Source organism: Marinobacter sp. BW6 (assembly GCF_008107725.1).
GTDB lineage: Bacteria > Pseudomonadota > Gammaproteobacteria > Pseudomonadales > Oleiphilaceae > Marinobacter.
Window position 1 is genome coordinate 1145217 of the sequence record NZ_VIRN01000064.1, and the last position, 23944, is coordinate 1169160.

General features: G+C 55.6%; 28 protein-coding genes. 15 read left to right on the forward strand and 13 right to left on the reverse strand.

Going from position 1 to position 23944, the window contains the following annotated elements; translation table 11 throughout:
* Positions 1-64 precede the first annotated feature (64 nt).
* Positions 65-859 carry a transporter substrate-binding domain-containing protein gene (locus FMN52_RS13855; RefSeq protein WP_148609170.1) on the forward strand — a complete coding sequence of 265 codons (795 nt, stop codon included), beginning with the start codon at positions 65-67 and terminating at the stop codon, positions 857-859.
* Between the two features lie 119 nt (positions 860-978).
* On the opposite strand, the gene FMN52_RS13860 is transcribed toward FMN52_RS13855, so the two are convergent.
* The 4 genes from FMN52_RS13860 to FMN52_RS13875 form a co-directional block, all read right to left on the reverse strand.
* On the reverse strand, positions 979-1419 hold the full coding sequence (locus tag FMN52_RS13860) for a DUF3010 family protein (RefSeq protein ID WP_148609171.1): 441 nt from the start codon (positions 1417-1419) through the stop codon (positions 979-981).
* 29 nt (positions 1420-1448) lie between these two features.
* Positions 1449-1793, reverse strand: a complete 345-nt coding sequence (locus FMN52_RS13865; protein ID WP_148609172.1) for a PBPRA1643 family SWIM/SEC-C metal-binding motif protein — start codon at positions 1791-1793, stop codon at positions 1449-1451.
* Positions 1794-1975: 182 nt separating this feature from the next.
* The gene (locus FMN52_RS13870) at positions 1976-2590 is read right to left on the reverse strand and encodes a PEGA domain-containing protein (protein WP_148609173.1); all 615 of its coding nucleotides are present in this window, start codon (positions 2588-2590) and stop codon (positions 1976-1978) included.
* A 36-nt stretch (positions 2591-2626) separates the two neighbouring features.
* A complete protein-coding gene (locus FMN52_RS13875; protein WP_148609174.1) occupies positions 2627-3178 on the reverse strand; it encodes a hypothetical protein in 552 nt (183 codons plus the stop codon).
* 230 nt (positions 3179-3408) lie between these two features.
* Between FMN52_RS13875 and FMN52_RS13880 the strand changes: the two genes are divergently transcribed.
* Together FMN52_RS13880 and FMN52_RS13885 are read left to right on the forward strand one after the other, a co-directional pair.
* A complete protein-coding gene (locus FMN52_RS13880) occupies positions 3409-4041 on the forward strand; it encodes a cold shock and DUF1294 domain-containing protein (protein ID WP_148609175.1) in 633 nt (210 codons plus the stop codon).
* 2 nt (positions 4042-4043) lie between these two features.
* Positions 4044-4379 carry a thioredoxin family protein gene (locus FMN52_RS13885; RefSeq protein WP_148609176.1) on the forward strand — a complete coding sequence of 112 codons (336 nt, stop codon included), beginning with the start codon at positions 4044-4046 and terminating at the stop codon, positions 4377-4379.
* A gap of 49 nt (positions 4380-4428) precedes the next feature.
* On the opposite strand, the gene FMN52_RS13890 is transcribed toward FMN52_RS13885, so the two are convergent.
* The 5 genes from FMN52_RS13890 to FMN52_RS13910 all read right to left on the reverse strand — a co-directional run bounded on the left by FMN52_RS13890 (position 4429) and on the right by FMN52_RS13910 (position 8144).
* The gene (locus FMN52_RS13890) at positions 4429-5109 is read right to left on the reverse strand and encodes an arginine N-succinyltransferase (protein ID WP_148609177.1); all 681 of its coding nucleotides are present in this window, start codon (positions 5107-5109) and stop codon (positions 4429-4431) included.
* Between the two features lie 337 nt (positions 5110-5446).
* Positions 5447-5890, reverse strand: a complete 444-nt coding sequence (locus tag FMN52_RS13895) for a YHS domain-containing (seleno)protein (RefSeq protein WP_148609178.1) — start codon at positions 5888-5890, stop codon at positions 5447-5449.
* Between the two features lie 256 nt (positions 5891-6146).
* Positions 6147-6791 (reverse strand): TetR family transcriptional regulator, encoded by a 645-nt coding sequence (locus tag FMN52_RS13900; protein ID WP_148609179.1) that lies wholly within the window; start codon positions 6789-6791, stop codon positions 6147-6149.
* Between the two features lie 27 nt (positions 6792-6818).
* Positions 6819-7580, reverse strand: coding sequence for an SDR family oxidoreductase (locus FMN52_RS13905; protein WP_148609180.1), 762 nt, complete (start codon positions 7578-7580; stop codon positions 6819-6821).
* A 357-nt stretch (positions 7581-7937) separates the two neighbouring features.
* Positions 7938-8144 (reverse strand): cold-shock protein, encoded by a 207-nt coding sequence (locus tag FMN52_RS13910; RefSeq protein WP_008172483.1) that lies wholly within the window; start codon positions 8142-8144, stop codon positions 7938-7940.
* A 313-nt stretch (positions 8145-8457) separates the two neighbouring features.
* Between FMN52_RS13910 and FMN52_RS13915 the strand changes: the two genes are divergently transcribed.
* Complete coding sequence (locus FMN52_RS13915; protein ID WP_148609181.1) at positions 8458-9327, forward strand: NAD(P)-dependent oxidoreductase; 870 nt, start codon at positions 8458-8460, stop codon at positions 9325-9327.
* Between the two features lie 102 nt (positions 9328-9429).
* On the opposite strand, the gene FMN52_RS13920 is transcribed toward FMN52_RS13915, so the two are convergent.
* The gene (locus tag FMN52_RS13920) at positions 9430-9651 is read right to left on the reverse strand and encodes a tautomerase family protein (protein ID WP_148609182.1); all 222 of its coding nucleotides are present in this window, start codon (positions 9649-9651) and stop codon (positions 9430-9432) included.
* 177 nt (positions 9652-9828) lie between these two features.
* Here FMN52_RS13920 and FMN52_RS13925 point away from each other — a divergent pair, with 177 nt between their 5' ends.
* Complete coding sequence (locus FMN52_RS13925) at positions 9829-11430, forward strand: winged helix-turn-helix domain-containing protein (RefSeq protein WP_148609183.1); 1602 nt, start codon at positions 9829-9831, stop codon at positions 11428-11430.
* 120 nt (positions 11431-11550) lie between these two features.
* Positions 11551-13302 carry a DEAD/DEAH box helicase gene (locus tag FMN52_RS13930; RefSeq protein ID WP_148609184.1) on the forward strand — a complete coding sequence of 584 codons (1752 nt, stop codon included), beginning with the start codon at positions 11551-11553 and terminating at the stop codon, positions 13300-13302.
* A gap of 56 nt (positions 13303-13358) precedes the next feature.
* Here FMN52_RS13930 and FMN52_RS13935 read toward each other — a convergent pair whose 3' ends face one another.
* A complete protein-coding gene (locus FMN52_RS13935) occupies positions 13359-14039 on the reverse strand; it encodes a hypothetical protein (protein ID WP_148609185.1) in 681 nt (226 codons plus the stop codon).
* Positions 14036-14443 (reverse strand): hypothetical protein, encoded by a 408-nt coding sequence (locus FMN52_RS13940; protein WP_148609186.1) that lies wholly within the window; start codon positions 14441-14443, stop codon positions 14036-14038. Before FMN52_RS13940 ends, FMN52_RS13935 begins: the two co-directional genes overlap by 4 nt.
* A gap of 285 nt (positions 14444-14728) precedes the next feature.
* Here FMN52_RS13940 and FMN52_RS13945 point away from each other — a divergent pair, with 285 nt between their 5' ends.
* From FMN52_RS13945 to FMN52_RS13965, 5 genes are all read left to right on the forward strand, one after another.
* Positions 14729-15211: a peptidylprolyl isomerase gene (locus FMN52_RS13945; RefSeq protein WP_148609187.1), complete on the forward strand. Its 483-nt coding sequence runs from the start codon at positions 14729-14731 to the stop codon at positions 15209-15211.
* A 160-nt stretch (positions 15212-15371) separates the two neighbouring features.
* Positions 15372-16898: a M28 family metallopeptidase gene (locus tag FMN52_RS13950; RefSeq protein ID WP_148609188.1), complete on the forward strand. Its 1527-nt coding sequence runs from the start codon at positions 15372-15374 to the stop codon at positions 16896-16898.
* Between the two features lie 236 nt (positions 16899-17134).
* Positions 17135-18124, forward strand: coding sequence for an aldo/keto reductase (locus FMN52_RS13955; RefSeq protein ID WP_148609189.1), 990 nt, complete (start codon positions 17135-17137; stop codon positions 18122-18124).
* Between the two features lie 279 nt (positions 18125-18403).
* Positions 18404-18784 (forward strand): DUF6152 family protein, encoded by a 381-nt coding sequence (locus FMN52_RS13960; protein WP_148609190.1) that lies wholly within the window; start codon positions 18404-18406, stop codon positions 18782-18784.
* 8 nt (positions 18785-18792) lie between these two features.
* Positions 18793-19278 (forward strand): hypothetical protein, encoded by a 486-nt coding sequence (locus FMN52_RS13965; protein ID WP_148609191.1) that lies wholly within the window; start codon positions 18793-18795, stop codon positions 19276-19278.
* Between the two features lie 29 nt (positions 19279-19307).
* Here FMN52_RS13965 and FMN52_RS13970 read toward each other — a convergent pair whose 3' ends face one another.
* A complete protein-coding gene (locus FMN52_RS13970) occupies positions 19308-19889 on the reverse strand; it encodes a CoA pyrophosphatase (protein WP_148609192.1) in 582 nt (193 codons plus the stop codon).
* Positions 19890-20027: 138 nt separating this feature from the next.
* On the opposite strand from FMN52_RS13970, the gene FMN52_RS13975 reads away from it, so the two are divergent.
* The 4 genes from FMN52_RS13975 to FMN52_RS13990 all read left to right on the forward strand — a co-directional run bounded on the left by FMN52_RS13975 (position 20028) and on the right by FMN52_RS13990 (position 23896).
* Positions 20028-21332: a ferredoxin reductase family protein gene (locus FMN52_RS13975; protein ID WP_148609193.1), complete on the forward strand. Its 1305-nt coding sequence runs from the start codon at positions 20028-20030 to the stop codon at positions 21330-21332.
* 358 nt (positions 21333-21690) lie between these two features.
* Entirely contained in the window at positions 21691-22497 is an 807-nt protein-coding gene (locus FMN52_RS13980; protein WP_148609194.1) for an ABC transporter substrate-binding protein, read from the forward strand.
* Between the two features lie 19 nt (positions 22498-22516).
* Positions 22517-22981, forward strand: coding sequence for an AtaL-like protein (locus FMN52_RS13985; protein WP_240339483.1), 465 nt, complete (start codon positions 22517-22519; stop codon positions 22979-22981).
* Positions 22982-23038: 57 nt separating this feature from the next.
* Entirely contained in the window at positions 23039-23896 is an 858-nt protein-coding gene (locus tag FMN52_RS13990) for an ion transporter (protein WP_148609196.1), read from the forward strand.
* Positions 23897-23944 lie beyond the last annotated feature (48 nt).

Genomic DNA, 23944 nt, shown 5'->3' on the forward strand with positions numbered 1-23944 from the left:
ATGATATCGACTGTGTGTTCACATGGCAGCCAGATAACAGAGCCACAGCTCCTCAGAGGTAACCTTGGCGAATAAGCATCTTTTGGAAGGATTTTCGGCGTCGTTTTGCGGCGCGTTTCTGGTTGTATTCCTTGCTTTGCCTGGTGTCGCGGTGGGAAGCAACAATCTGACATTCGCCTTCGGCGAAAAATCACCGCCATATAGTTCCTCGCTTGATGAGAGGGCTGTGGGGCTGTTTCCGGATTTGGTGCAGCTGACGTTCAGGTTTATCCCCGGCTATACCACGGAACATGTGGTGGTGCCCTGGGCCAGGGCGCAGTACAACGTCAGACTCGGCCGTACCGATGGCCTTCTCACGTATCCGTCGGAGGAGCGAGAGAAATACGCCATGTTTTCAGCCAAGCCACTCTTCACGCAGAGCTTTGGCTATCTGGTTTATTCGGCTGACAACCCCAGCATAGATCTGATCGAATCGGCTACCAGCTTTACTGAATTGTCCAGTCTGAAGGTGATCGTCGAGAGGGGCTCGCAATGGGAAGAGGACAATATTCCCGATTACCTGGAACGTGTGTCGGGCCGGGACATGAAAGCGATGATGCATCTTCTTATGCTGCGGGAGGCCGGCGATTTCATGGTGCAGCCCGCTGAAGACGCCCGATTCATTGCTCAAAAGCTTGGCTATTCGGAGAAGCTGAAAATTCGCAAGGTTGATTTTATTCCGAATTCCCAGATCCCTTTTCACATTGGCGTTTCGCGGCAGCTTCCGTCCGCTATGGATGTGATCAATCAGGTTGACTCGGTCATGCAGAACCCTGAATTCCAATCAGAGCTGAACACTTTGATCAAAGGTTATCGATAAGCCATTGGGAAATTAGAGGGGGCGCAAGCATGCAAATCGGAGTGATCGGTGAGATAACTGAACTGCCGGTTTGACCCCTTTGCCAAACCGGTACGAATCTATTCTGTGATTACACACTTTCACGTCCGCTCGCCCTGCAGCTGCCCCACATAAGCAGCGATGAACGCCGTTTCCTGAAAGGCCTTCAATCCCGTCTCTGTAAACGCAATGGGCAGCGGGTTGGCTGCCAGGGTGGACTTGATCAGTGCCGAGGGTAGCAGTGTTACTGTAAGCTCAGCACTGGTGATCAGTTGAATGGCTGCTTCCATTTTAAAGCTGATGGCACCACCGGCGAACTTGCCCTTCGGCATCCGCTCTTTGATCGCGACGCTGTTGACCCCGTACTCCGCCATTAGCTCCGCAAAGGCCGCCTGGAACCGCTTCAGATCTTCACGGCTATGGTTTTTTGGCAGTGACAGCTTGCGCACCTTGCACTCCGGCAGGTTGAACTGCCCCCTGTCCATATTCAGCAAACACACCACCGCATCGCTGCCAGTCAGCTCAACTCCGCAAACAATCATAGCTATTACCTTCGTTGCTCCGGCGGTCGTTAGCCGCAGCACTTCTTGAATTTGAGTCCACTACCGCAGTTGCAGACGTCGTTGCGGGAGGGTGATTTTACCGTGGTGACCGTGCCTCCTTTATTCAGGATAGCGGTGAGCTCGGTGATGGATTCAACGGCGCCCTCGCGGGTATCAACCGAAATGTTCGCGTACAGCTTTGCCTTGGCCACCTGTGCCTCTACTTCCTGCTTGCGTGCTTCATTGGTCACCACCAGCGTTAGGGGGTATTTCTTGCTGCCACTCTTCTGGCTGGCGTTGGTCTGAAAACCGCCGTAAGCGGTGTGGTGCTGGCGTGCGTCCTGACGACCCTTGAAGAAAAATTTATCTGACATGCTGAGATCCTGATGGGAAGAATGCCCGGGCTACTGCCGGGAGGAGTCTTTTAGCATGGTTGCGGGAACGGGGATATAGTCAGATATAATTTCTGAATCGTGTCGCGAGGCGGGAACACGGGGAACAGGTTCCGCGGAACACCGGGGCTTGTTCAATCCGCCCCGGGTTCAAGAGATACCTTTTACCGAACGTCGTAAACCTCAATGATCGTTTTAGCCAGCTCAAGGTCGTTCTCATTGGCCAGCGCAAGCTGGTTCAGTGCCCGGATGGTGGTGTCTTTCTCCGAGGCGTCGATACCCAGCAACTGCACGATGGTGTCCACCTTTTCACCACCGCCGCTCGCCAGCTGGTGGCGAAACTCTCCGCTGAACGCGATGATGATTTCCTTGATTTTTCGCGGCTTGGAAGTGGAGATTCCCGTCGGGGTGTCAGGCTTCAGAGTAACGAAGTATTGGTCCGGGGAAAACTCGTGGATGGCGCCGGAAACGCCATCGGTCGTGGAACCCAGCAGGCCACCAATCACGATGTTACCGAAGAACCACGGGTTGGTTGTGGTGGAAAGCTGAGCGGTATAGGTTTCGTAGCCTTCCTTCTCAAAGGTAATGGATTGGTTGGAATCCCGATCCACCGGCACAGTCAGTGGCGTTTTACCGAGCACACGGCCGGAAACCGTAACGGTGGCTTCTTCAGGCTCGCTGTTGAAGGTGAGCTTCTGGTCGGTTCCGGAGACCACCGATGCGCAACCGGTAGACAGAAACGCGATTGCAGCGAGTGTGAGGAGTAGGGGGTACTTCATGATCCTTCCTTGTTGTAGAGCTGGGTTCCAGAAACGTTATTGCGTGAGGGAGACGTCACCTGGCTGGATCTGCAGTTCGGAGAGTTTGTCCAGCAGACCCTGAATGTTGGCTTTTCCGGATCCCTCGTTGGCCAGTCTCAGGCGCTTGATGGCGGCAAAGGCATCGCCAATGGTGGCGGTGTAGGGGGTAACAACCGTTTCGTTAAGGACCACGGTGCCGTTGTTTTCACGGTCAGTCAGGATGTACCTCACGTGGGTGGTTACCTCGAAGTCCAGCCCGAACATGGGTTGGTCAACCTCAAGCAGGAGAGCTTCGAGCTGATATCGACCAGATCCGGAGAGCAGTCCCTGTTTCTGCAGAGTCTGTTTCAGGGCGCCTGCGAAGGCATCGTTGTCGATCTCTGAGGTCCATGCGGGGTTCGTTTCCTCGCCGCCCGAGACGTTGGTGACATCCACATTGTCTTCCAGGGCCGTGTCGTAGGCCTTCACTGGCCCCTCATACACCATGTTGCCCATTTTGGCGCCAGAGGCGCAGCCAGTGAGGTAGATCAGTGCGGCCAGTACTGCCAGGATCCTTGCGTTTCGCACGATAGATTCCTTCTTACTTAGTTGATTGTTTTGGGAATTCCCTGCCTATAAGCCGTAACTCATAGCGGCGCGCCATAGTAGCCGAGCGGTTGTGAGCTTGCTATGAATTGAGTGGGTAACCGGGGTAAAATTTCGTGAAATCTATCGAGGGTGCTCTACCGGATTGCTGGTCAGGTTTGCGGCCTCTTTCTGCCAGGTGCCGGGGAAAAACCGATCTAAGGGAACCGCAAGTGAATCAAAAAGGCTCACTCACCTCATGGAACGACGCCAAGGGTTTCGGCTTCATCACACCGGAAAACGGCGGGGAGCGTCTGTTTGCCCATATCAGCGCCTATCAGGGGCGGGGCCGGCCTTCGGCCAGCCGCAAGGTGGTTTACGCGCCGACCAAAGACGAGAAAGGGCGGTTGAGGGCGGCCAGTTTCCAGTACGCCGGCGTGGCGCGGCACCGTGCAGCGGTCGCGCCCGGAGTCTGGGTTGCCCTGTTGATTGCAGCTGCAGTCGGAGGTGCGGTCTCAACATTGTATCTTCAGGGCTATGTTCCGGTTCTTTTGCCCGTGGCTTATGGGGTGATGAGCCTGGTTACCTTCTTGATGTACGCAATCGACAAAGGGGCCGCCGAAAGCGGTAACCGACGCGTGCCGGAGGGGCGGCTGCACCTTTTTGAACTGCTGTGTGGCTGGCCGGGTGCGCTGGTGGGCCAGCAATTTTTTCGGCATAAAACCCGCAAGGCTTCGTTTCAGGTGTCGTTCTGGTTTTATGTGATTCTGAATCTTGCGGTTCTCGGGTGGTTGTTGCTGTGGCCGGATGCGGAGTTTGCCCGGCAGGCGCTGGAGATTAAACCGGTCATGCTTATCAGGATTTAACGGTGCACAAAGTCTGCTCAGAAGAGGCCTTATCGGCATTGCTCCAGTCCAGCCCGGCGGTGCTGCTTTTGTATGGGGGCGCGAACTGCGGTGTCTGTCAGGCCATCAAGCCGCGGTTAGAGACGCTGGCCAGCGAGGAATTCCCGAAGCTGGTGACCGCTTACATCGATTGCCAGGAAGCCGCCGGCCCGTTATGTGCAGCTCGCGGTATCTTTTCTCTGCCGGTTGTTCAGCTGTGGTTCAATGGGCAACGATTCGCGGAATTCGCCAGGGTGTTTTCTATTGGCGATTTGCGTGCTGCCCTGGAGCGGCCTTATGGGCTTATGACACAGAAGTGAATCGGGGGATACGATCTGCTTCTGAGTTGGCCACGAAATACGTCAGACGCTATTCCTTGAGTCGAACGAGCAACCGCCCATCTTCGACCTGGATATAATCCACGCCGGCTGCAAAGGATTGCCAGAAGCCGGGGTTGGCGCCGAACTCGTTAACCAGGTCCACATTCTTGAGGTTGCCCAGCCAGGCATTCGGGATGGGGACGCCCATCAGGCTCACACCCTTTAACTTAACCAGGGGGCGACCGTTGGCAAAAGAGAGTTCTACTCCGGCATTTACTCGTAGGGTTCTGCCTCCGAGTACGGGGAAGTCTTCTTCAAGAGGCACGAGAAGCAGTGCACTCAGAAGATTGTCCGAAAGATCGACGGCAAGTCTTTGGGCCAGATCGGTGTTGTTGGCCAGCATGCCGTTGAGTTCCCGCTCGCTAAAGCGTACCTCCCGGCTGGCCCCTTCCTCACTGTAGGGCTCCGGCTGCAGGGGGCCGCCAGATTCACGGCCTTGGGTATCAATGCCCAGAGTATTCAGCTTGTTGTTAAGTGAATCCTGTTCACTGGCATTCAGGGTTACGGGTTCGAAGTTGTCTGGGAACACATAGTGGCTTAACCACCAGTAACCTATGCCGACAGTGGCAACGATGGTAAGCAGGACAATGCCAAAGACATGCAAGCCATTGAAGCCCTTCTTTGCGGGCGTTGGCGCTGACGCTGGTTTATCGTCGGTTGTTTCATTCATTGCCGATGACACCTGATTGCCCGCTGAAACCGCCTTGATGCGGTGGTTTCAGTTCCCTTTTTTGAATTTGGCTTTGCAATTCCCGCTCATGCACATCGTACAGTAATGCTCACGGTCCTCGTGACTGGTGCCCTCTGTGATTTTGATACCACAGCCGTTGCAGAGCAGGATGGCAACGTCGCCTTCAAATTTCACGATAGCGTGTTCGTATTCCATAAGACAGCCCGTTCCCGATTTAAAGTGCTTACTGAATGGTACGGTATTTCCGTCGGGGTAGACCGCCGGCAGGCGATCAACCCCGGTGTGTTTGAGAATAAACCGAGACCAATTCTTTTCGTCATTCCAGAACCTTTGGCCAGTTCACGTCTGCCTGCCGAATGAATCCCTCTGTGTCCTTCAGCCATCGATCCTGGACAGACTCATTGTAGTTAAGATACAGACGGCCATCGCGGATGGCCCAGTGTTGAGGGTCGCCTTTGGCGAGGTAGCCCTGGGCGACCGCCCAGGCGCAGTAGCCGCCGTAGGCAGGCAAGTAGCGTTCAGGATTGGCTTCGAAGCGCGTCAGGTTCTCTGCACTTTCGAATCGCCAGGTTACGCCGAGGTGCTCTGTGGTGTATTCGCGCGAGCCTTTGGCTGGTTTTCCCGTTTCGAAGTAGCTGACTGTGTCGTAGCCGCCTGCTCCTGTGTTGCTCAGCAGGCCAGTGTAGACGGCTGGTTCGGAAGCCCAGGTGGTGGCGGTAAAGAAGAGTGCGAAGGTGATGAATACCAGTCGTCTGTTCATGTCGGTGTCCCCCGAAGGATTTGGTTCTTCAACCGAGAACCCTGGTGCAGCCTTGTTGCCACAAAACACCCCATGCTGTGCTGGCGATATTGGCGCATGCTGAATCGTTGATGTTTGCTCCCGCTCTATGGACACAAATGAGGTGGTTTTGTTTCGCGCCCTGAAACCTGCAGCTCATAAAAAGATGTGCAGAAGCTGCTTTGCCACTTTCCGTAGCCACAAAATCGGAGGCGGTGAGTAGGGCAAGACACTGACTCTACTGCCGAATAAACGCTTCGGTCAGAACACTCAGGTGGTTTCCCAGTGTGTCCGAGAACTCCACCTGAAACACTGTCAACGGTTCCGCCTGCATGGCTTTGCGGGCCGGCTCCGGCGGGTGGGACATATGCCAGCAGCCAATCAACGCCTGCTGGCACTGCATCAGATACCGAAAACAGGCGGCTTCCTCCTGGCCTGTCGCTGCAGCGAAGACGGCCGTCAGACGGCGGGTCTGGGCCAGCAGAAACAGTTTGAATTCCCGGGCCTCCTCCTCGCTCAGACCAGTTTCCAGGGCAATGTGGAGGATGGCGGTCAGGCCGCAGAACACGGGATGAGCCAGAATGCGGTCAACGAACTGTTCAGGGAAGCCGTCTGGGCCAATCGCTTCAACGTCTGCAACCCAGTCCGACATCGCACGGCGGTAAACTGCAATGAATAACAACTCCTTGCTGCGGAAATAACGATACAGCGCGGCCTTGGTAAGTCCGGTCTCACGGGCCACATCTGCCAGAGTCAGGCCGTGGAATCGATGATTCAGAAACAGGCTTTCCGCCGCATCGAGTATCTGTTGTTCCCGTAGCGCTTTATCAGACTCGGACCGGGCGCGCTGTTTACCGCTGCATAATCTGTGCTTCAAAACCACCTCAAAGTACTCGCTCGTTGGTCAACATCAGGCCTGCAGCCAGCCGGCAAGCCGTCTTGTCACGGCCCGGGGCGAGAGTTTACCAGACCAGACCATCAGCAGGTTACGCAGCCCTGGAATCACAATCGCTTTTCTGCGCTGGGCCAGGGATTTCTTTACCACCGCTTCGGCCGTCATGGTGCCGGCTTTGAACAGTTTGGTGTCGGTCATGTGCGCTTCCGTCGCAAACTCAGAATCGGTAGCTCCCGGGCACAGCGTACTCACCGAAACACCTGCCCCCCTCAGTTCTTCATGCAATGCCTCGGAGAAGGACAGTACGAAGGCCTTGGTGGCATAGTAGATGGCCATATTGGGCCCGGCCTGAAACGCCGCGGTGGACGCCACATTAATCACAAAACTCCCCGGCTGCTTGCGCAGCGAGGGCAGCAGTTGCCAGGTCAGGGAGACCAATGAGGTAATGTTCACCTGAATCATCGACAGCTGACGTTCAAGCCCCAGATCGGCAAAGGCGCCGCGGTCGCCAAATCCAGCGTTGTTGATCAGGCCAGACAGTGCCCAACCGCCGTCGTTGATTTGCCGTGCCAGTGCTTCTGCGCCAGCCTCATTCGCCAGGTCGGCTTTCAGGACAATGGCCTCGATCCCATGCTGCTGCTTCAGCTCTGTGGCCAGGGTATTCAAGCGCTCTTCCCGGCGGGCCACCAGAATCAGATTCTGCTTTTCAGCTGCCAGCGCCCGGGCGAAGCACTCGCCAATGCCGGCACTGGCGCCGGTGATAACCACGTATGACATGACTCTCTCCATTTAAGTGAACCTTGGTCACTTAATGTACCCGGGTGATCGGGATCTGTAAATAACCATTGGTCACCTATTTTCGGGTTTCCCGTTCCGAACTTGAAAACCCCGATGGTTCAGCACAGCTTCAACGTGTCAGCGTGTTCGGAGCTGCAACTGGCGGGAGGCCATCTGTGAATGCATCGAGCCGGTCACGTGGGATATCGAGCAGGTTGAAACAAGAAGAGGATGATGCGGAGGAAGAGGCATTGAGGAAGACGATGAAGAAGTCGGATACATACGCCGTACTGAACTGGTTTTCAATAAAAAAGGCAGCCCGAGGGCTGCCTTTTTTGATCACGTATTGGCTGTTATTTACAGACCAATAACGTTCTCTGCCTGCGGGCCTTTCTGGCCTTGAGTCACGGTGAACTCAACTTCCTGGCCTTCGGCCAGAGTTTTGAAACCGCCACCCTGAATATTGCTGTAATGAACAAAGACGTCTGCGCCGCCTTCACGAGTGATAAAGCCAAAACCTTTTGCTTCGTTGAAGAACTTAACGTTACCGGTAATTGTAGACATAAATATTATCCTGATATTAATCAATAAGGTGCCGCCAAAGTATCGTTGTGATCTTTGATCAGCGATATGCGGGAAACAAGAAAACGTGCAGGATCAAAAACAGGACAAAAGGTGTGGTAACACAAGAGGTCTTATTCGTGAAATGCTTTGCTAAATCTTTCCAACGAGACTCACGGTACGCTATTTAAGAGGCCCTGCATAGCAAAGTTTTGAATATTGCGAATATAACTTTGTCCCGTGTCTTCCCGTAATTCGGGACAGGTTTGTTTTTTGGGCTGAACTACACTTACCGAAAACGAAAGGGGAGGATTGCATGAACGTCGCGTTTATCGGTCTCGGCATCATGGGCAGCCGCATGGCCAAAAACCTGCTCAAGGACGATGGCATTTCACTCACGGTCTTCAACCGGTCTTCAGAGGCTACGACCGCTTTGGAGAGGGCTGGCGCAAACGCCGCTGACTCGGCGCGGGCAGCCGTGGCGGGTGCGGATGTTGTATTTACCATGCTCAGTGCGCCGGAAGTGGTGGAAAAGGTTGCGTTCGGCGATGAGGGCTTCATCGATGCGATGGAGGAGGGCGCCTTGTGGGTGAATTGCTCCACGGTGAATCCGTCCTACACCCGTGAATGTAACGGCCGGGCTCGTGCCCACGGTTTGCGGTATCTGGATGCACCCGTGGCAGGGACGAAAATGCCGGCGGAAAGCGGGGAGCTGACGTTCCTGCTCGGCGGTGAATCTGACGACCTGAAGCAGGTTCGGCCATTGCTTGAGCACATGGGCCAGAAGATTCTCCATGTCGGTCCTGCTGGCCAGGGAAGTGCGTTCAAGATGTTGGTGAACGCCTTGCTCGCCCAGAGCATGCTGGTGTATTCAGAGACCGCTCTGCTGGGCGAAAAGCTGGGCTTCAGTCGGGATTTTCTGATGGATACCTTGCCGAACCTGCCGGTGACCGCGCCTTTCCTCAAGGGCAAGGCAGAGTTAATCAAAGAGGGCAATTATGAGGCCCAGTTTCCGCTGGAGCTGATGCTCAAGGATCTGCACTTGCTGGATTTGACCGCCTACGAGGAGCGCCAGCCGCTGTTCCTTGCGGGTCTTGCGAAATCCGTTTTTGGCCAGGCCAACAGCGCCGGTCACGGACGGGATGATTTTGCCGCGGTTTTCGATTACCTGGGAAAGCTGAGTTAGCCTCAACTCACCGATCGCAGACACCCTCAGAAAAATGTGTCCCAAAGCCAGCAGGTCCTGGGCTACAAGAGGGGCCGGTCGAGTGACCGGCCCCTCTTGATTTCAGGCAGCAGAGGCCTGGATTTTGTGGACGTCTTCGCTGCTGAGGGGTTTTCCGCCGATTCCCCACTCCCCCTCGCTGACTTCGTTAATGACTACCCAGGTCAGACCTCTCATCGCTTCCCCTTCAATACCCACCATGGCGTCGGTGACTTTCGCGATCATCTCCTGCTTCTGTTTTTTGTCGAATACGTTCGCAATCAGGTTGATAGTGACTAATGGCATGGTTGTTCTCCTTTGTGTGGTTGAAAGCCTCCCTTGATGGGAGGGCGGTACAACAACTTGAGATCAGTCTACGAGGTTGCCCCCGGCCATACTTGGGGAAGGTGTGAAGAATATGTGGAGAATCTGGAGGTGTTGTCTGCTAATTTAGGAATCAGCTAGTCATAGCGGAACAGATCCATGATTTTCAGGTTTTCTGATTTTCAGTTGGACACCCATCAGCTCCAGCTGCGTCGCGCCGGCGCAGTCCAGCCTCTGGAGCCGCTTGTCTTCGATTTGCTGACCTATCTGGTGACTCACCGCGACCGTATCGTGAGCCGGGCGGAACTGCTGGACCAGCTGTGGTCGGGCAAGGTTGTCAGCGAGTCTGCCTTGAGCAGTGCCATTAAAGCCGCACGCCACGCCTTGGGGGATAGCGGGCAGACGCAGGGCCTCATTGCCACGTTCAATCGTCGGGGTTATCGCTTTGTGGCCGACATTGATGCGTCTGAGCCGCTGGCCGAGGTTCCTGGGGCGGATGTCATGCAGCAGAGCGCTGCCGAGGCGCATCAGGTGCTGGCCGCCGCCGGCCTGTTTTCGTCCCGCAATGAACGGGAGAAAGAGCAGCCCGTGCTGGCGGTGCTTCCGTTCTCGCACGGCGTGGGCGTTGATCAGACTGCCTGGGTTGCGGAGGTGCTCTGTGAAGACATCAGTATTCACCTGGCCCGGATCCCCGGCTTTCTGGTGCTGTCTCGCAATACCGCCTCTCAGTATCGTCAGCGGGAAGTGAGCATTCAGCACATCGCAAGAGAGCTGGGTGTGGACTACGTCATCGAAGGTTCGGTGTGGCCCATGGGGGACAACTTGCGAGTCGGGGTCCAGCTGCTGGACGCGGCGAGCGGCAACATGCTCTGGTCAGACCGGAAACTGATCCCGGTAGACAGCCTGAACGTGCTCGAAGAGGAGGTGGTACGCGAGATCGTGAGCCGGATTGAGCCCCAACTCAATCGGGCTGAGCTAATCCAGCTCCGAAAACGACGTACGGTGGATCTGGGTGCCTGGGCACTGTATCGCCAGGGCCACGCCATTCTTGGCCAGAAAGGCTGGAGTGAGGAAAGCTTCATCGAAGCTGCCAACCTTCTGCGACAAGCGATCCAGCGGGATCCGGAACTTGCGTTTGCCCACGCCTATCTGGCTTTGATTATCGCCATTGGCCATCTGGTGGGGCTCATTCGTGGGCAGGAGTGGCTCTTTGAAGCCACCCAGTCAGCTGAAAAAGCCGTGGCTCTGGACGGTCAGGATACCGATGTTCTGGGCTATGCCGGCTGTGCGTTTGCCGATATGGGGGACCTGCAACGGGGCGTTGGCATGTTACGTCGTGCAGTGGAACTGGACCCAAGCAATGCCCAGGCGATGACTGCGCTTGGGGCCGCCATGATTCGCCAGGGCGATGTTCAGGGCATCGACTTCATGCTCCAGGGTATGAAGATCAGCCCGCGAGATAATCGTCGCTCGGCGTGGGGCGCGTTGCTTGCCCGGGGGATGCTCAATTTCGGCCAGATTGACAACGCCATTCGGACAGCCAGCGATGCCTGCCGTTGTGATGACCGGATTTTCCTGCCCCGAGTTGTACTGGCCATTGCCCATATTCACGAGGGGAACATCCCGGGGGCAGTCGATGCCTTGAGCGATGCCCGTCGTATCCGGCCGACTCTGGGCCAGAGAGAGATCGCCTGCTTTGCCAGTCGCGCCGAGATGGCGTTATTGCAAAAAGGCGGGGTGCTGGCTGGGCTGCCGTCCTAGGGGCACTTTGGAGTGGGGCGGTCAAAAACCGGGACAGATTTATTGATGTCTCGAAGGCAACGGCAATTGCATTTGCTAGTATGACCGCCTTGTCCTCCTGATAACGACTACGCACTACGAATGAATGCGCCTTTCAAACTGCGGCCTTACCAGCAGGAAGCTGTCGACGCCACGCTGAATCATTTCCGAAAATCCGATGAGTCTGCCGTTATCGTGCTGCCAACCGGTGCGGGTAAAAGCCTGGTTATTGCCGAGCTGGCCCGCCTCGCCCGGCGCAAGATTCTGGTGCTGACCCACGTCAAAGAGCTGGTGGAGCAGAATCACGCCAAATATCAGAGCTATGGGTTAGAGGGCGGTATCTTCTCCGCCGGGCTGAAACGCAAGGAAAACCGGTATCAGGTGACCTTTGCCAGTGTGCAGTCGGTATCGGCGAATCTGGATCAGTTCCGGGGTGAATACTCGCTGGTCATCATCGATGAGTGCCATCGGGTCAGCGGTGAGGAAACCAGTCAGTATCAACGGATTATCGAGCTGCTGCGGCAACAGAACGACGCCCTCAAAGTACTCGGGCTAACCGCCACTCCCTACCGTCTGGCCATGGGCTGGATCTATCGCTATCACTACCGGGGCTTTGTTCGTAGTGAGGAGGATAAGCCCTTTCAGCATTGCATTTATGAACTGCCGTTGAGCTACATGATCAACCGGGGGTATCTCACCCGGCCTGATCTGGTGAACGCGGCGGTGGCGCAATACGACTTCTCCGCGCTGTCTCAGGACCGCTTTGGCGAATACGCCGAAAAGGATGTCAACCAGCTGCTGAGCAAACACAAGCGGGTGACCCGTGCCATCATTGAGCAGGTGATGGAGCTGGCCGCTGAACGCCTGGGGGTGATGATCTTTGCGGCCACGGTGGAGCATGCGCGGGAGATTACCGGCTACCTGCCGGAACACGAAACGGCCCTGGTGACCGGCGCGACCGATCTGAAGGATCGGGACTTGCTGATTCAGCGCTTCAAGCAGCGCCAGTTAAAGTATCTGGTGAATGTGTCCGTGCTCACCACGGGTTTTGACGCGCCCCATGTGGACGTTATCGCCATTCTCCGTCCTACCCAGTCCGTGAGCCTGTATCAGCAGATTGTGGGCCGTGGTCTTCGTCTGGACGAAGGCAAGCAGGATTGCCTGGTAATTGATTACGCCGGCAACCATGTAAACCTGCATCACCCCGAGGTGGGGGAGCCGAAACCGAACCCTGATAGTGAGCCGGTGCAGGTGTTCTGCCCGGGCTGCGGGTTTGCCAATATCTTCTGGGGCAAAACAGACGATGACGGCCGTGTGATCGAGCACTACGGCCGCCGTTGTCAGGGGCTGCTGGAGCCGGCCGTGCAGAACGGCCGTCCTGAACAGTGCGATTACCGTTTCCGTTTCAAGGAGTGCCCACACTGCGGTGGCGAGAATGATATTGCGGCCCGCAACTGTCACCAGTGCCATAAAGCCATCATCGACCCGGATGATCAGCTGAGAGATGCGCTGAAACTCAAGGATGCTATGGTGATCCGTTGTGCCGGGCTCACGCTGGGCGCTGATGGGGCCAGACTGAGGATCACCTATCACGGTGAAGATGGGGAGGAACTCAACGAGTCGTTTGATCTCAGCAAGCCGGGACCGCGCAATGTGTTCAACAAACTGTTCGGGCGTCGTTTCGCCAATGGCCAGGCCCCGAAAGCGTTCGGCAGGGCGGATGAGGTGCTTGAGAGTCAGGCCTCGCTGACTGCACCGGATTTCGTCATTGCCCGCAGGCAAAAGCACTACTGGCAGGTGCAGGAGCGGATTTTTGATTATCGGGGTGCCTATCGTAAGGCGAATGAAACGTAAGGCCACTTCGTTGAAGTATCCAATCTGAAAACGGGGGCAGCCACTCGATCGCTGATTTATATCGGCCAGCTGGCAAACTTGTCGCCGAAGATCAGCAGAACGAGCGGGATGGGTGAAATTGCGACGGCGACCAGAAGCAGGTATCGGCCAACGGAGAATATCCGGCTCATTCCGGCCATCAGCGCAAGGCCGCCACCCCCGCCCAGAACCATATTGCCCGGCAGATTGATCGCAAGCATCAGGGTGAGGTAGCGATGCCGCAAAAGCCACGGGACCCAACGCCGGGGGGAGAGGTCTGACAGGCGTGTCAGTCGCTGCTCGGCAGATAGCCCGCTGAAGCTCTCCAGGAATGACGCGGCTTTAACGAGACGTATTTCTCTCAAGAACTTGATGATACTTCTCTCTGGGACCAGGCGACCGATCAGAAAAGCCAGGCACATGGATATCAGAGTGCAGGCATAGACCAGTGGCACAATTTTAGGCCCGAGGATCATCATCAGGGCGAGCCCGATTTCGACGCCCGGCACGAATGGCATCGCCATCAAAACAATGTAGGCGGCCATGGAGAACATGATGATCTGGTGCAGCAGGGGCTCGTTCGTGGGTCGGACGTCCATCTCCAGGCCATCAATGATACCGCTCGTCAACAGGTTTCCGGCGATGATGACGCTGATGAGGAGGGCGAGTTTTACGAGTCCTGCCAGGCCCTTACCCGCCAGTAGGCCTTGCCTGGTCATCGATTGTTGGTCTCGATCAGCCGACCTTTGAAGCTGAACTCTTTTTCAAAGGTCCAGTACCAGCGCCTGTTTACCCAGGTGAACGAGCCTTCGATTTCATTCCCCCGTACAGTGCCCCGCCAATACATGACTGCATCCGAATTGCTACATGGCACTTCGGCTCGCATCTGAATGCCATCATTGTGCGCCCTGACCCAGTATTCGACCTTGGCATAACCGCAACGCCGAGCGCACTCCTCAGAGACGAAATAGCCGTCTTCGAATACCAACAGATCGTCAGTATCGGCGGGTTGCCCCATCGGGCCGAGTGCACTCTTGAAGGACAGGCCATCCAGTGCTTGAGGCGAGTGGGCCAGTTCATCGGCGAGCGGGTGGACGGAAATAACGAGGGCGGCAAGGATCATCAGCCAGGAAAGTCCGTGCCTGGAAAACCGCCCTAAAGAACGCGTGGAGGCGCTTCCTGTGGAGTCAGGAGACGGATTCATGGCACGAACCCCGTACATTTGATCTGGTTAAAGTTTAGTCAATCTGGTCATGAAATGGAAAACCGGTGCAGGTTTTATTTTGTGCGTTCTGATCAGCGTGCCCGCCGCCCGATGGGGCCCTCAACTGCTTTGACCGCAGGAGATACTGAAGTCAACGCCTCCGCTGGTTATACTGCCCTACCGTTAACCGTTTTAGAGAGACCTATGCCCATCGAAAAAAACCAAGTCGTCCTGTTCCATTACAGCCTGCGCGATGAACAGGACAATGTTGTTGAAAACTCCCATGGCGGCCAGCCGAACGCTTACCTGCATGGTCATGGCGGCATAATCAAGGGCCTGGAAGAAGCCCTGGAAGGTCGCGACGCGGGCGATACATTCAGCGTCACCGTCAGCCCTGATAAAGCCTACGGGCCCCGCAAGCCGGACGCCATTCAGCGGGTGCCGATCAAGCATCTAATGGGCGCCAAGCGCTGGAAGGCGGGCATGGTCGCCCAGGTGAAAACCGACCAGGGGCCTCGCCACGTTGTTGTTGCCAAGGTGGGCCACAAGTTTGCCGATGTTGATACCAATCATCCGATGGCCGGCAGAACCCTGACGTTTGATATTGAAATTATTGACGTGCGCGAGGCCAGCCCGGAAGAGCTGGCCCATGGTCACGCCCATGGCCCCGGTGGGCACCATCACTGAGCATTTGAGGGGGCAGGCATGAATTACCTTCATGCCCCGGCCGGCCGAAACTGGCGGAATGAAAGATACCTGATAGGCTTTATTGGTCGCAGCTGATTCTGCGGCAAGACGCGAGTGGTACCCAGGGAAAGATAAAAATAACGCAGCAAGGAGCTATGCCATGTTAAACGTCAGGTTTAATCGTACACCTCTTGCCATCGCAGTGGTCGCAGCAGCGACCGGCTTACCTGTCTTCGCCGCTACCAGCGTCGATACCTACACCCTTCGAGAAGCGGTTACTGTTGAAGGTGTTCGCAATCATCAGGCTGCCTTTCAGGCAGCAGCCGATGCCAATGGAGGAACTCGCGAAGCTTCATCGCCCGGCTATCAAGCCTCGGTGGACTATGTCGTTGAGCAGATGGCCTTAGCAGGGTATGACGTAACGATTCAGCCGTTCGACTATCCATTCTTTGAAGAAAACAGTCCCGCTACTCTTGAGCAGATAAGCCCCAATCCGACTGTCTATGAGTATTTTGGCCTTGATGGCTTTGCCACCATGACGTATTCCGGCAGTGGTAATGTAACGGCAGAAGTGGAAGCCGTGGATTTGGCATTACCACCGGGAACTGAAGCCAACACCTCCACCAGTGGCTGTGAGGCAACGGATTTCGCAGGTTTCACCCCCGGCAACATCGCGCTGGTCCAGAGAGGCTCCTGTTCATTCAGCCTCAAGGCCGAGAATGCCGAGAGCGCCGGTGCCAGCGGCGTTATTATCTTCAATGAAGGTCAGCCTGGGCGCACAGATAACTTTCTGGGAACGCTCGGTGGCCCTGGCTTTACTGTTCCAGTGGTGGGGGCCGCATTCGGGGTCGGAGTTGAGCTTTCCGATGGCGGTGTTGTAGTGAATCTCATGGTAGACGCCAGCTCGGAAATCCGTACCACGTCGAATGTAATTGCCAACTCGCCGGAAGGCCGGGACGACCGGGTAGTTGTTGTGGGCGCTCACCTTGATTCTGTCGCCGAAGGCCCTGGCATCCAGGACAACGGCAGCGGCTCGGCGGCCATCCTGGAGGTTGCTATCCAGATGGCAAACCAGGAAATCAGCCCGAGAAATCAGGTTCGCTTTGCCTGGTGGGGGGCGGAAGAAGCCGGCTTGCTCGGAGCACAATACTACGTTGATCAGTTGAGCCCTCGAGATATCAAGGACATTGCGCTGAATCTGAATTTCGACATGATAGGTTCACCGAATTTTGTCCGTTTTGTTTACGATGGCGACGGCTCTGATACCCCGCTGGCAGGCCCCAACGGCTCGAAGAACATCGAAAGCGTATTTCAGGAATATTTCGCAGCGATGTCTTTAGCGGTTGAGCCCACGGCATTCGACGGCCGCTCCGATTACGGACCCTTTATTGAAGTCGGAATTCCGGCTGGCGGGCTTTTCACCGGCGCGGAAGGGATCAAGACACCTGATGAAGCCGCTCTGTATGGTGGTACAGCCGGTGAGCAATATGACCCCTGCTACCACCTGGCCTGTGACACCTTCGATAATATAAGCCTGCAGGCGCTCGACGAGATGTCTGACGCCGTCGCCCATTCGGTAATGACTTTCGCCATGACCACCTCTTCGGTTAACGGAACCGATAAAGGTAAAGGGTTAGGTAAGATCGAGAGCGAGATGGAATATCGCGGATCTCATCTGGTGAAATAAAACGTTGTTACGATGGCAAGCGATCAGGGACGGTCGCTTTGCCACTCCTCTGTCGGTGACCACCGTATTGCCTGCCTTCTGCCCGCCGATGATTTGGCCCTGCATGCCTCAATTGCTCCTTCATTACTGATGGTCTCTGGGGTTGAATTCACAGGTTCTCCCACACAAGTCTGTGGTATGAGGCACTCTCAGTGCCGCATTTTATCTAAATGACTTTCATGGCAACGGGAGGACGCATGGATACGCGAATATTCGGAAATACAGATATCCAGGTAACACCGGTCGGGCTCGGTACCTGGGCCATAGGCGGCTGGATGTGGGGCGGAACGGACGAAGCCCAGTCCATCGACACTATCCACAGGGCAATCGACAAGGGCATTGGTGTGATCGATACGGCGCCGGTATACGGCTTCGGGCGCTCCGAGGAGATTGTGGGCAAGGCCCTTGCCGATGGCCGGCGGGATCAGGTTGCGCTGGCCACCAAGGTGGCTCTGAACTGGAACGATGATCACGACAAGGTCTGGAGGGATGCCACTGGCTCGCGCATAGAGCGGGAGGTCGAGGATTCCCTGAAACGCCTTCAGACGGACAGGATCGACATTTACCAGGTTCATTGGCCGGATCCGAAGACGCCCATGGAAGAGACCGCTCGGGCGTTGGAAAACCTTTACAAGGCCGGAAAAATCCGCGCCATTGGTGTCAGCAACTTTACGCCGTCGCAGATGGATGAGCTTCAGAAGAATGTGCCACTTCACAGTTTGCAGCCGCCGTATAACCTGTTTGAGCGTGATATCGAGCAGGAGATTCTGCCCTACTGTCGCGAAAACGACATTGCCACCATTACCTACGGCGGACTCTGCCGCGGCTTGCTGACCGGAAAGATGCGGGAAGACACCCAGTTCACCGGTGACGACCTGCGCAAGAACGATCCCAAGTTCCAGGGTGATCGCTATCGTCAGTACCTGAATGCCGTGTCTGAACTGGATGCGTTTGCCCGCGAACGGTACCAGAAAAGCGTACTGGCGCTGGCCCTTCGCTGGCTGGTGGATCAGCCGGGTGTCACCACAGCGCTCTGGGGTGCGAGAAGACCGGAACAGCTGGATCCGGTCGATGAAATTGAGGGATGGTCGCTAGATAAGGAAGCGATGGCCGCTATCGATGACATTCTCGCCAAGTGTATTGATGATCCCGTCGGGCCTGAGTTTATGGCGCCGCCAACGCGGTAATTTGTGGCCAGGGCGGGGTTTTTTAGCAGTGTGGTTTTCGTTGTCTGTTCTAAACTTCGATAAGGACCAGATGTTTTTGGCCGGGTTCACACATCGCTTTTGACGACTCGAACGTTACAGGCTGGTTCAGCGCCATGCCCCGATAGGAGCAGGAACCGCCCGGCCCACCGAACATTGAGACCATCACGGAAGTACTGAGCAAAAACGGGGTTACGTTGCACTTGCTAGTGGCATGCGACTCACTTTTGCCCTGACAAGCCCGCGATAAGAGGATTGGATATGCTTCAGCTTCGTTTTACCTACCTGCTCTGTTTTGCTGTTCTTGCCGCTTTTCTGGCTGCCTCTTCTGCGCAGGCCCATCACGGTTGGGCATGGGCAACCGACAAGGAATTTGAGATCACCGGTGTCGTCCAATCTGTTCGTCTGGGTAATCCCCATGGTGAGGTCACCATAAGTGTGGATGGCGAGGATTGGGTTGTGGAAGTTGGTCAGCCCTGGCGTAACGACCGTGTTGGGCTTACCAAAGAGATGTTGAGCCAGGGCCGGGAAATCACCGTGCATGGTCATCGCTCGGCCAAAGAAGGCGAGCGGCTGGTCAAGGCGGAGCGGGTTGTCATCGACGGGCAGGACTACGATCTGTATCCCGACCGTGATTCCTGAGCTTCGGGATGATTGAGCAGTCGCTGGCCCCCGTCGAGAATCTCGCCTTTGTATCGGCCCTGCGTAACTCCACATTCATGTACCCGCTGGTAAACGCCGGGCATATTCTCGGGGTTTCTATGCTGGTAGGCGGCATTGTGCCGCTGGATCTGCGTTTGCTGGGGCTCTGGCGCAGTTACCCCGTGATGGTGTTTGTTGATGTGCTTCGAATCACATCGGTGATTGGTTTGGGGTTGGCGGTTGTTTGCGGTGCGCTGTTATTTGCTACAGCAGCCGTGGATTATGCCGGGTCGCCGTTGTTCCAGGCTAAGATCCTGCTTGTCTTGTTGGGTGTGTTGAATGCATTGATTCTGGGGCGGGTGTTGAAGCACGAAGATATACGGAGCCTCCCGATGAAGGCCCGCATGCCTTCATCCGTGAGGGTAAGGGCCGGGATGTCTCTGGTAGGTTGGATCAGCGTGCTGATCCTTGGCCGGCTGTTGGGGTATTTCTGAGTTTGCACAGGAGCGACTCATGATTCCAACTAACGTCTCGTTTCGGGAGCCATCGCCAACAACTCCTGCAACATGCTGTAGCTCAGCCCCCAGATGCACGAATCCCGGTAGCGACAACAGGGCAGGTTCAATGTACCGAGCGGAGTGCGCCAGGGGAGTTGGCTCTGGTTCTCGCCGGCAGCGAGGTAGTCCAGGGGGACCCAAACCACCCGCTCGACTTCATGATTGGGCGAGACGGCCTTTGGCCCCCGCCATTCGAACACATAGGGTGTGACTACCATCGGGCGCCAACGGCTGTGATGGCGGGTAATCAGGTCTGATAACCGCGCCAGATAGCGGCCGTGGCGGCTGAGGTCGATGCCGGTTTCTTCCAGTGTCTCCCGCTCGGCAGCGGCCCGGGCGGACGCGTCTTCGGGTTGCAGTCGGCCACCGGGGAACGCCATATCGCCAGACCAGGGATCACCCTCCCGCCGGGCTCGCTGGATAAAGAGCAACTCCTTGCCGCCGGCTTCTGTTTTTCGAGAGATCAACGCAACAGAAGCGCGAGCGCATCGGCGCCGGAACGGTATTTTTTGAGGCCGAAAATGGCTGACCCAGGACTTAGGGGGCACGGAAATCTGTCCTCTGCTGACTAGGGCTATAGTTAAACACATCCTGCAGAGTCAGGGGGTGTTCTATGCGACCGCGTTGCCAGGGGCTGCGTGGAAGACTAGATTGCAAGGCCAGGGGAAGTAAATCAGGCTGGACAGATGAAACCGCTCTTTTTGATCCTTGTTTACCTTGTTGCTGTCACATTGCCGCTGATCCTGTCCGCGTGGGTGGGCGGACCGCCACGCCAGTTCCATCAGGAACTGGCATCTGGTCTTGGCATCCTTGCCTTCTCGATGATTCTCATGGAGTTCATCCTGTCCGGCCGTTTCAAAGCCATTTCAAATGGCGTCGGAATGGATGTGACCATGAGGTTTCACCAGATCATGGCCCGCACAGCTCTGGTCTTTGCTCTGTTGCATCCGTTCCTTTACCAGGGAACTCCGACAGGTGGTCAGCGCCCCTGGGACCCAACGCGCCAATTGACGATCACGACCGACTTTGCCGATCTGTCGACAGGTATTGTCGCCTATCTGCTTCTTGCAGGCCTTGTTGTTATGGCAATCGGGCGCACCCAACTGGACTATAAATACGAGACATGGCGCCTCTTGCATGGGATCGGCGCACTTTTGATTGCGGTTCTTCTGTTGCACCACACCGTCTATGGCGGGCGTTATGGATCGGAGCCAGTGATGACCTGGGTGTGGCTGGCAATGACTGGGGTAGCTGTTGGGTCATTGCTTACGGTTTACCTGCTGGTTCCCCTTTGGCAGAAAGCTCGTCCCTGGCGCGTCGCCTCGGTCGTCCAGTTGACGCCAAAGCAATGGGAGTTGACCGTAAAACCCGAAGGTCATAGGGGGCTTGAATACCAGGCCGGGCAATTCGCCTGGCTGAATGTCGGTCACAGCACCTTCTCGATGAAGGAAAACCCGTTCTCCATTTGCTCGGCACCGGCGTCCGGGGCTGAAGTATCTTTCATGATCAAAGAGCTTGGCGACTTCACGCGAACAGTAGGCCAGATAGAGGCGGGTACAGTCGCCTACGTTGACGGCCCTTATGGCAATCTGTCTGTCGATGGTCGCACTGAACCCGGGGTCGCTCTCATCGCAGGTGGCGTTGGCCTTGCTCCGCTGCTGGGTATACTTCGGCAAATGCGCCTCACCGGCGATTCGCGCAAGGTAAGGGTGATCTATGGAAATCGGCTGATCGACCAGATTGCCTATCGTGAGGAGTTGGGGGAGCAGGACGTGGTTCATGTGCTGTCAGAGCCGCCCGAAACCTGGCAGGGAGAGACAGGTTTCATCGATGCAGCGCTGATGGATCGTGTCTTTTCAGACCAAGAGATCAATGAATGGGTCTTTGTGATGTGCGGCCCGTCGATCATGATGGATATCGTTGAAGATCACCTGATTAAGAGGGGCACGCCCTCTTACCGTATCCTGTCTGAGCGGTTCAACTATGACTAATCCAACCAAGCATGCGAGTCTGCGGAAACGGGTTTCTTTGATCGTCTGGGCGGTGAACATCACCTTATGTCTGCTTCTTTTAGTCTTTGTGTTGCGGTGATTCATGGCATTGCGTTTCTTGCATTAAAAACCGGGGAAGCTTCTGCGAACGCCTGATGCTGTTTCGGTCAATTTTGATCGTCCTGCTCGTCATAATGAAGGGACGCACGCCATTAATTGAGATTCGAAGGATTAGACGCACTATGCCTGATGATCTAGTCTGAGATTAAATCGAAATGCAGTCTTTCGGGGCAAACCGCAAAGACGGGAGGAAGTGCTTGGCTCTTATTTCTGTGTTCCTCGGAAAGACAGCAAAGCGATGAAAGTTGCCGCTAAAGTTCTGATAGGGGCTTGTTGGGCATTGGCGCTTTCGCCAGCATGGCCTAACGCACCGGCGGGAGAATCGCTCACGATTTCTATCGCCGCGCCGGGGTATTGGTGCCCCTACGCCTGCAATTCGACCCAACCACTTTCGGGCTTTGCCGTTGATATTGCCCGTGCAGCGCTGGAGTCCGAAGGGCACAAGGTTGTATATAGAAATCTGCCGTACGACCGGGCCCTTCTTGAGGTAAGAGCTGGTCGTGTCGATGCCATTTTGCCTTCGTTCAAGGGAGAGGCCCCTGATTTTGTCTTTCCTTCCTACGCAGTGTCGCAGACCGAATATTGCTTTTACGTTTCGGGGGATGAGCCTCGCCGTTATGATGGGCTGAATTCGCTCAAGGACATTCGATTCGTGGCCACTTCCGGCTACACCTACGGAGAGGAGATGGACGCTTATATTTCTGATCATCAGGGTGAGCGAGCCATCCTGATAGGCGGAGAGGACGTCTCCAATCGACTTAGGGAACTTGTCAGAAGGGGGCGCGTTGATGCGCTTCTGGATGATCGTCTTCTGTTTGAATCCGGCCAGAATCGCGTCGGTCTGGTGAATGCCGGCTGTCTGGATGAACGTCATCGCGGATACCTGGCTCTTTCCCCGGAGGACCGGGAACGATCAAATGCGATTGCGGAGGCTTTCGATCGTGGTTTCAAGAAGATTCGCAAGGACGGGCAGCTTTGCGGAATTCTGGAGAATTACGGGCTAGGTATCGATTTTGTGCCGGATCTGAATGGGGAGTACTGCTAGCCAAAAAACTGGAGGACAAGTGACCTTTGAGCACATCGTTCAGATAAACGACCTGACCAAGCCGGAATTACCGATTCTGACTCGGTTTCAAGTATGGGAAGGCCTGGTACTTCGAGCCCGGCGCCCAGACAAGTTCCTGGTGGGCGTTGACGATTACGAGATTCTAGAGCAGGAACCGGCCTATATGAAACGGTGCCTGCAGCTGCCGGGGCTGGAGGTGGTTGACGAAATCACGTTCTGGCATGAGACGAGGATCGAGTATCAAACTCAGCCAACTCATACCGTTCCAGCTGCAACACTTGTCATGGATATTGAGGAGCCGGAACCTGAGTCGCTGTTTGTTCGCTTTCGCTATCACACGGCGAGCATCGAGAACACCGCTGATGCGATGCCCTATGACCAATACCTCCACCAGGCCTATGTGGCCACAGACGTAGAAACCATTCAGATCATCCGGCAGCTGGCGGAGACGGGGGTGTTCTGAGATCTGGTGATTGGACGAAATGGGACAGATTGAAAATACAGCCAAGGGAGAGCTTAGTTGGCGACTATAAAACCCGGCGGTCTGGGGATTAAAACGCGTCTGTTTCAGGTTATTTTCGAGTCAGATACCCGGCTGGGCAAAGGTTTTGATATTTTCTTGGCGTTGCTGATATTCCTCAGCGTGGGGATTATTCTCCTGGACAGTGTTCCGGAATATCATGCTCGCTTCGGTGATCTTTTTTATGCGGTGGAATGGGGCATAACACTGCTGTTCACCCTTGAGCTAGCCCTGCGCATTTATTGCCTGGAAAAACCAAAGCTTTATCTCAAAAGCTTTTACGGCGTTATCGACTTTCTGGCTGTCTTGCCTACCTGGTTGGCGCTGTTGTTCCCGGGTGCCCAGACCCTCGTCGTTGTGCGTCTTCTGCGGACGCTGCGCCTGTTCCGGGTACTGGAAATGATGACGGTTGTGGGGGAGGGGCGCCTGCTGATGGATGCCCTGATTCGTAGCCGGCATCAGATCCTGCTGTTTCTGTTCACAGTGTTGATGCTGGTGACCATCTTCTCTTCTTTGCTCTATCTTATTGAACCGGCCGAGGCGGGCTTTAGCAGTATACCCAAATCCATCTATTGGGGAATCGTGACACTGACGACCGTGGGGTATGGCGATATAACGCCTGTGACCGCCTGGGGTCAGTTCATTTCCATGATGATCATGTTGACGGGGTACTCGATTATCGCGCTTCCCGTTGGCGTTTTTTCCGCGGAAGTGATTCGCGCCCTGCGTGCGGAACGTTATTCCGATGAAGCATGCCCGGGATGCGGGAAGCATCGGCATGAAAAAGATGCCAGGTATTGTAAATACTGTGGTACCTGGCTTAATGAGGAAACGCCCGATCCGGGCAGAGCCGGATGATGCGCGGATCGCCATGAATCGGATAAGGCCTGCGTATTCACGGGTTCC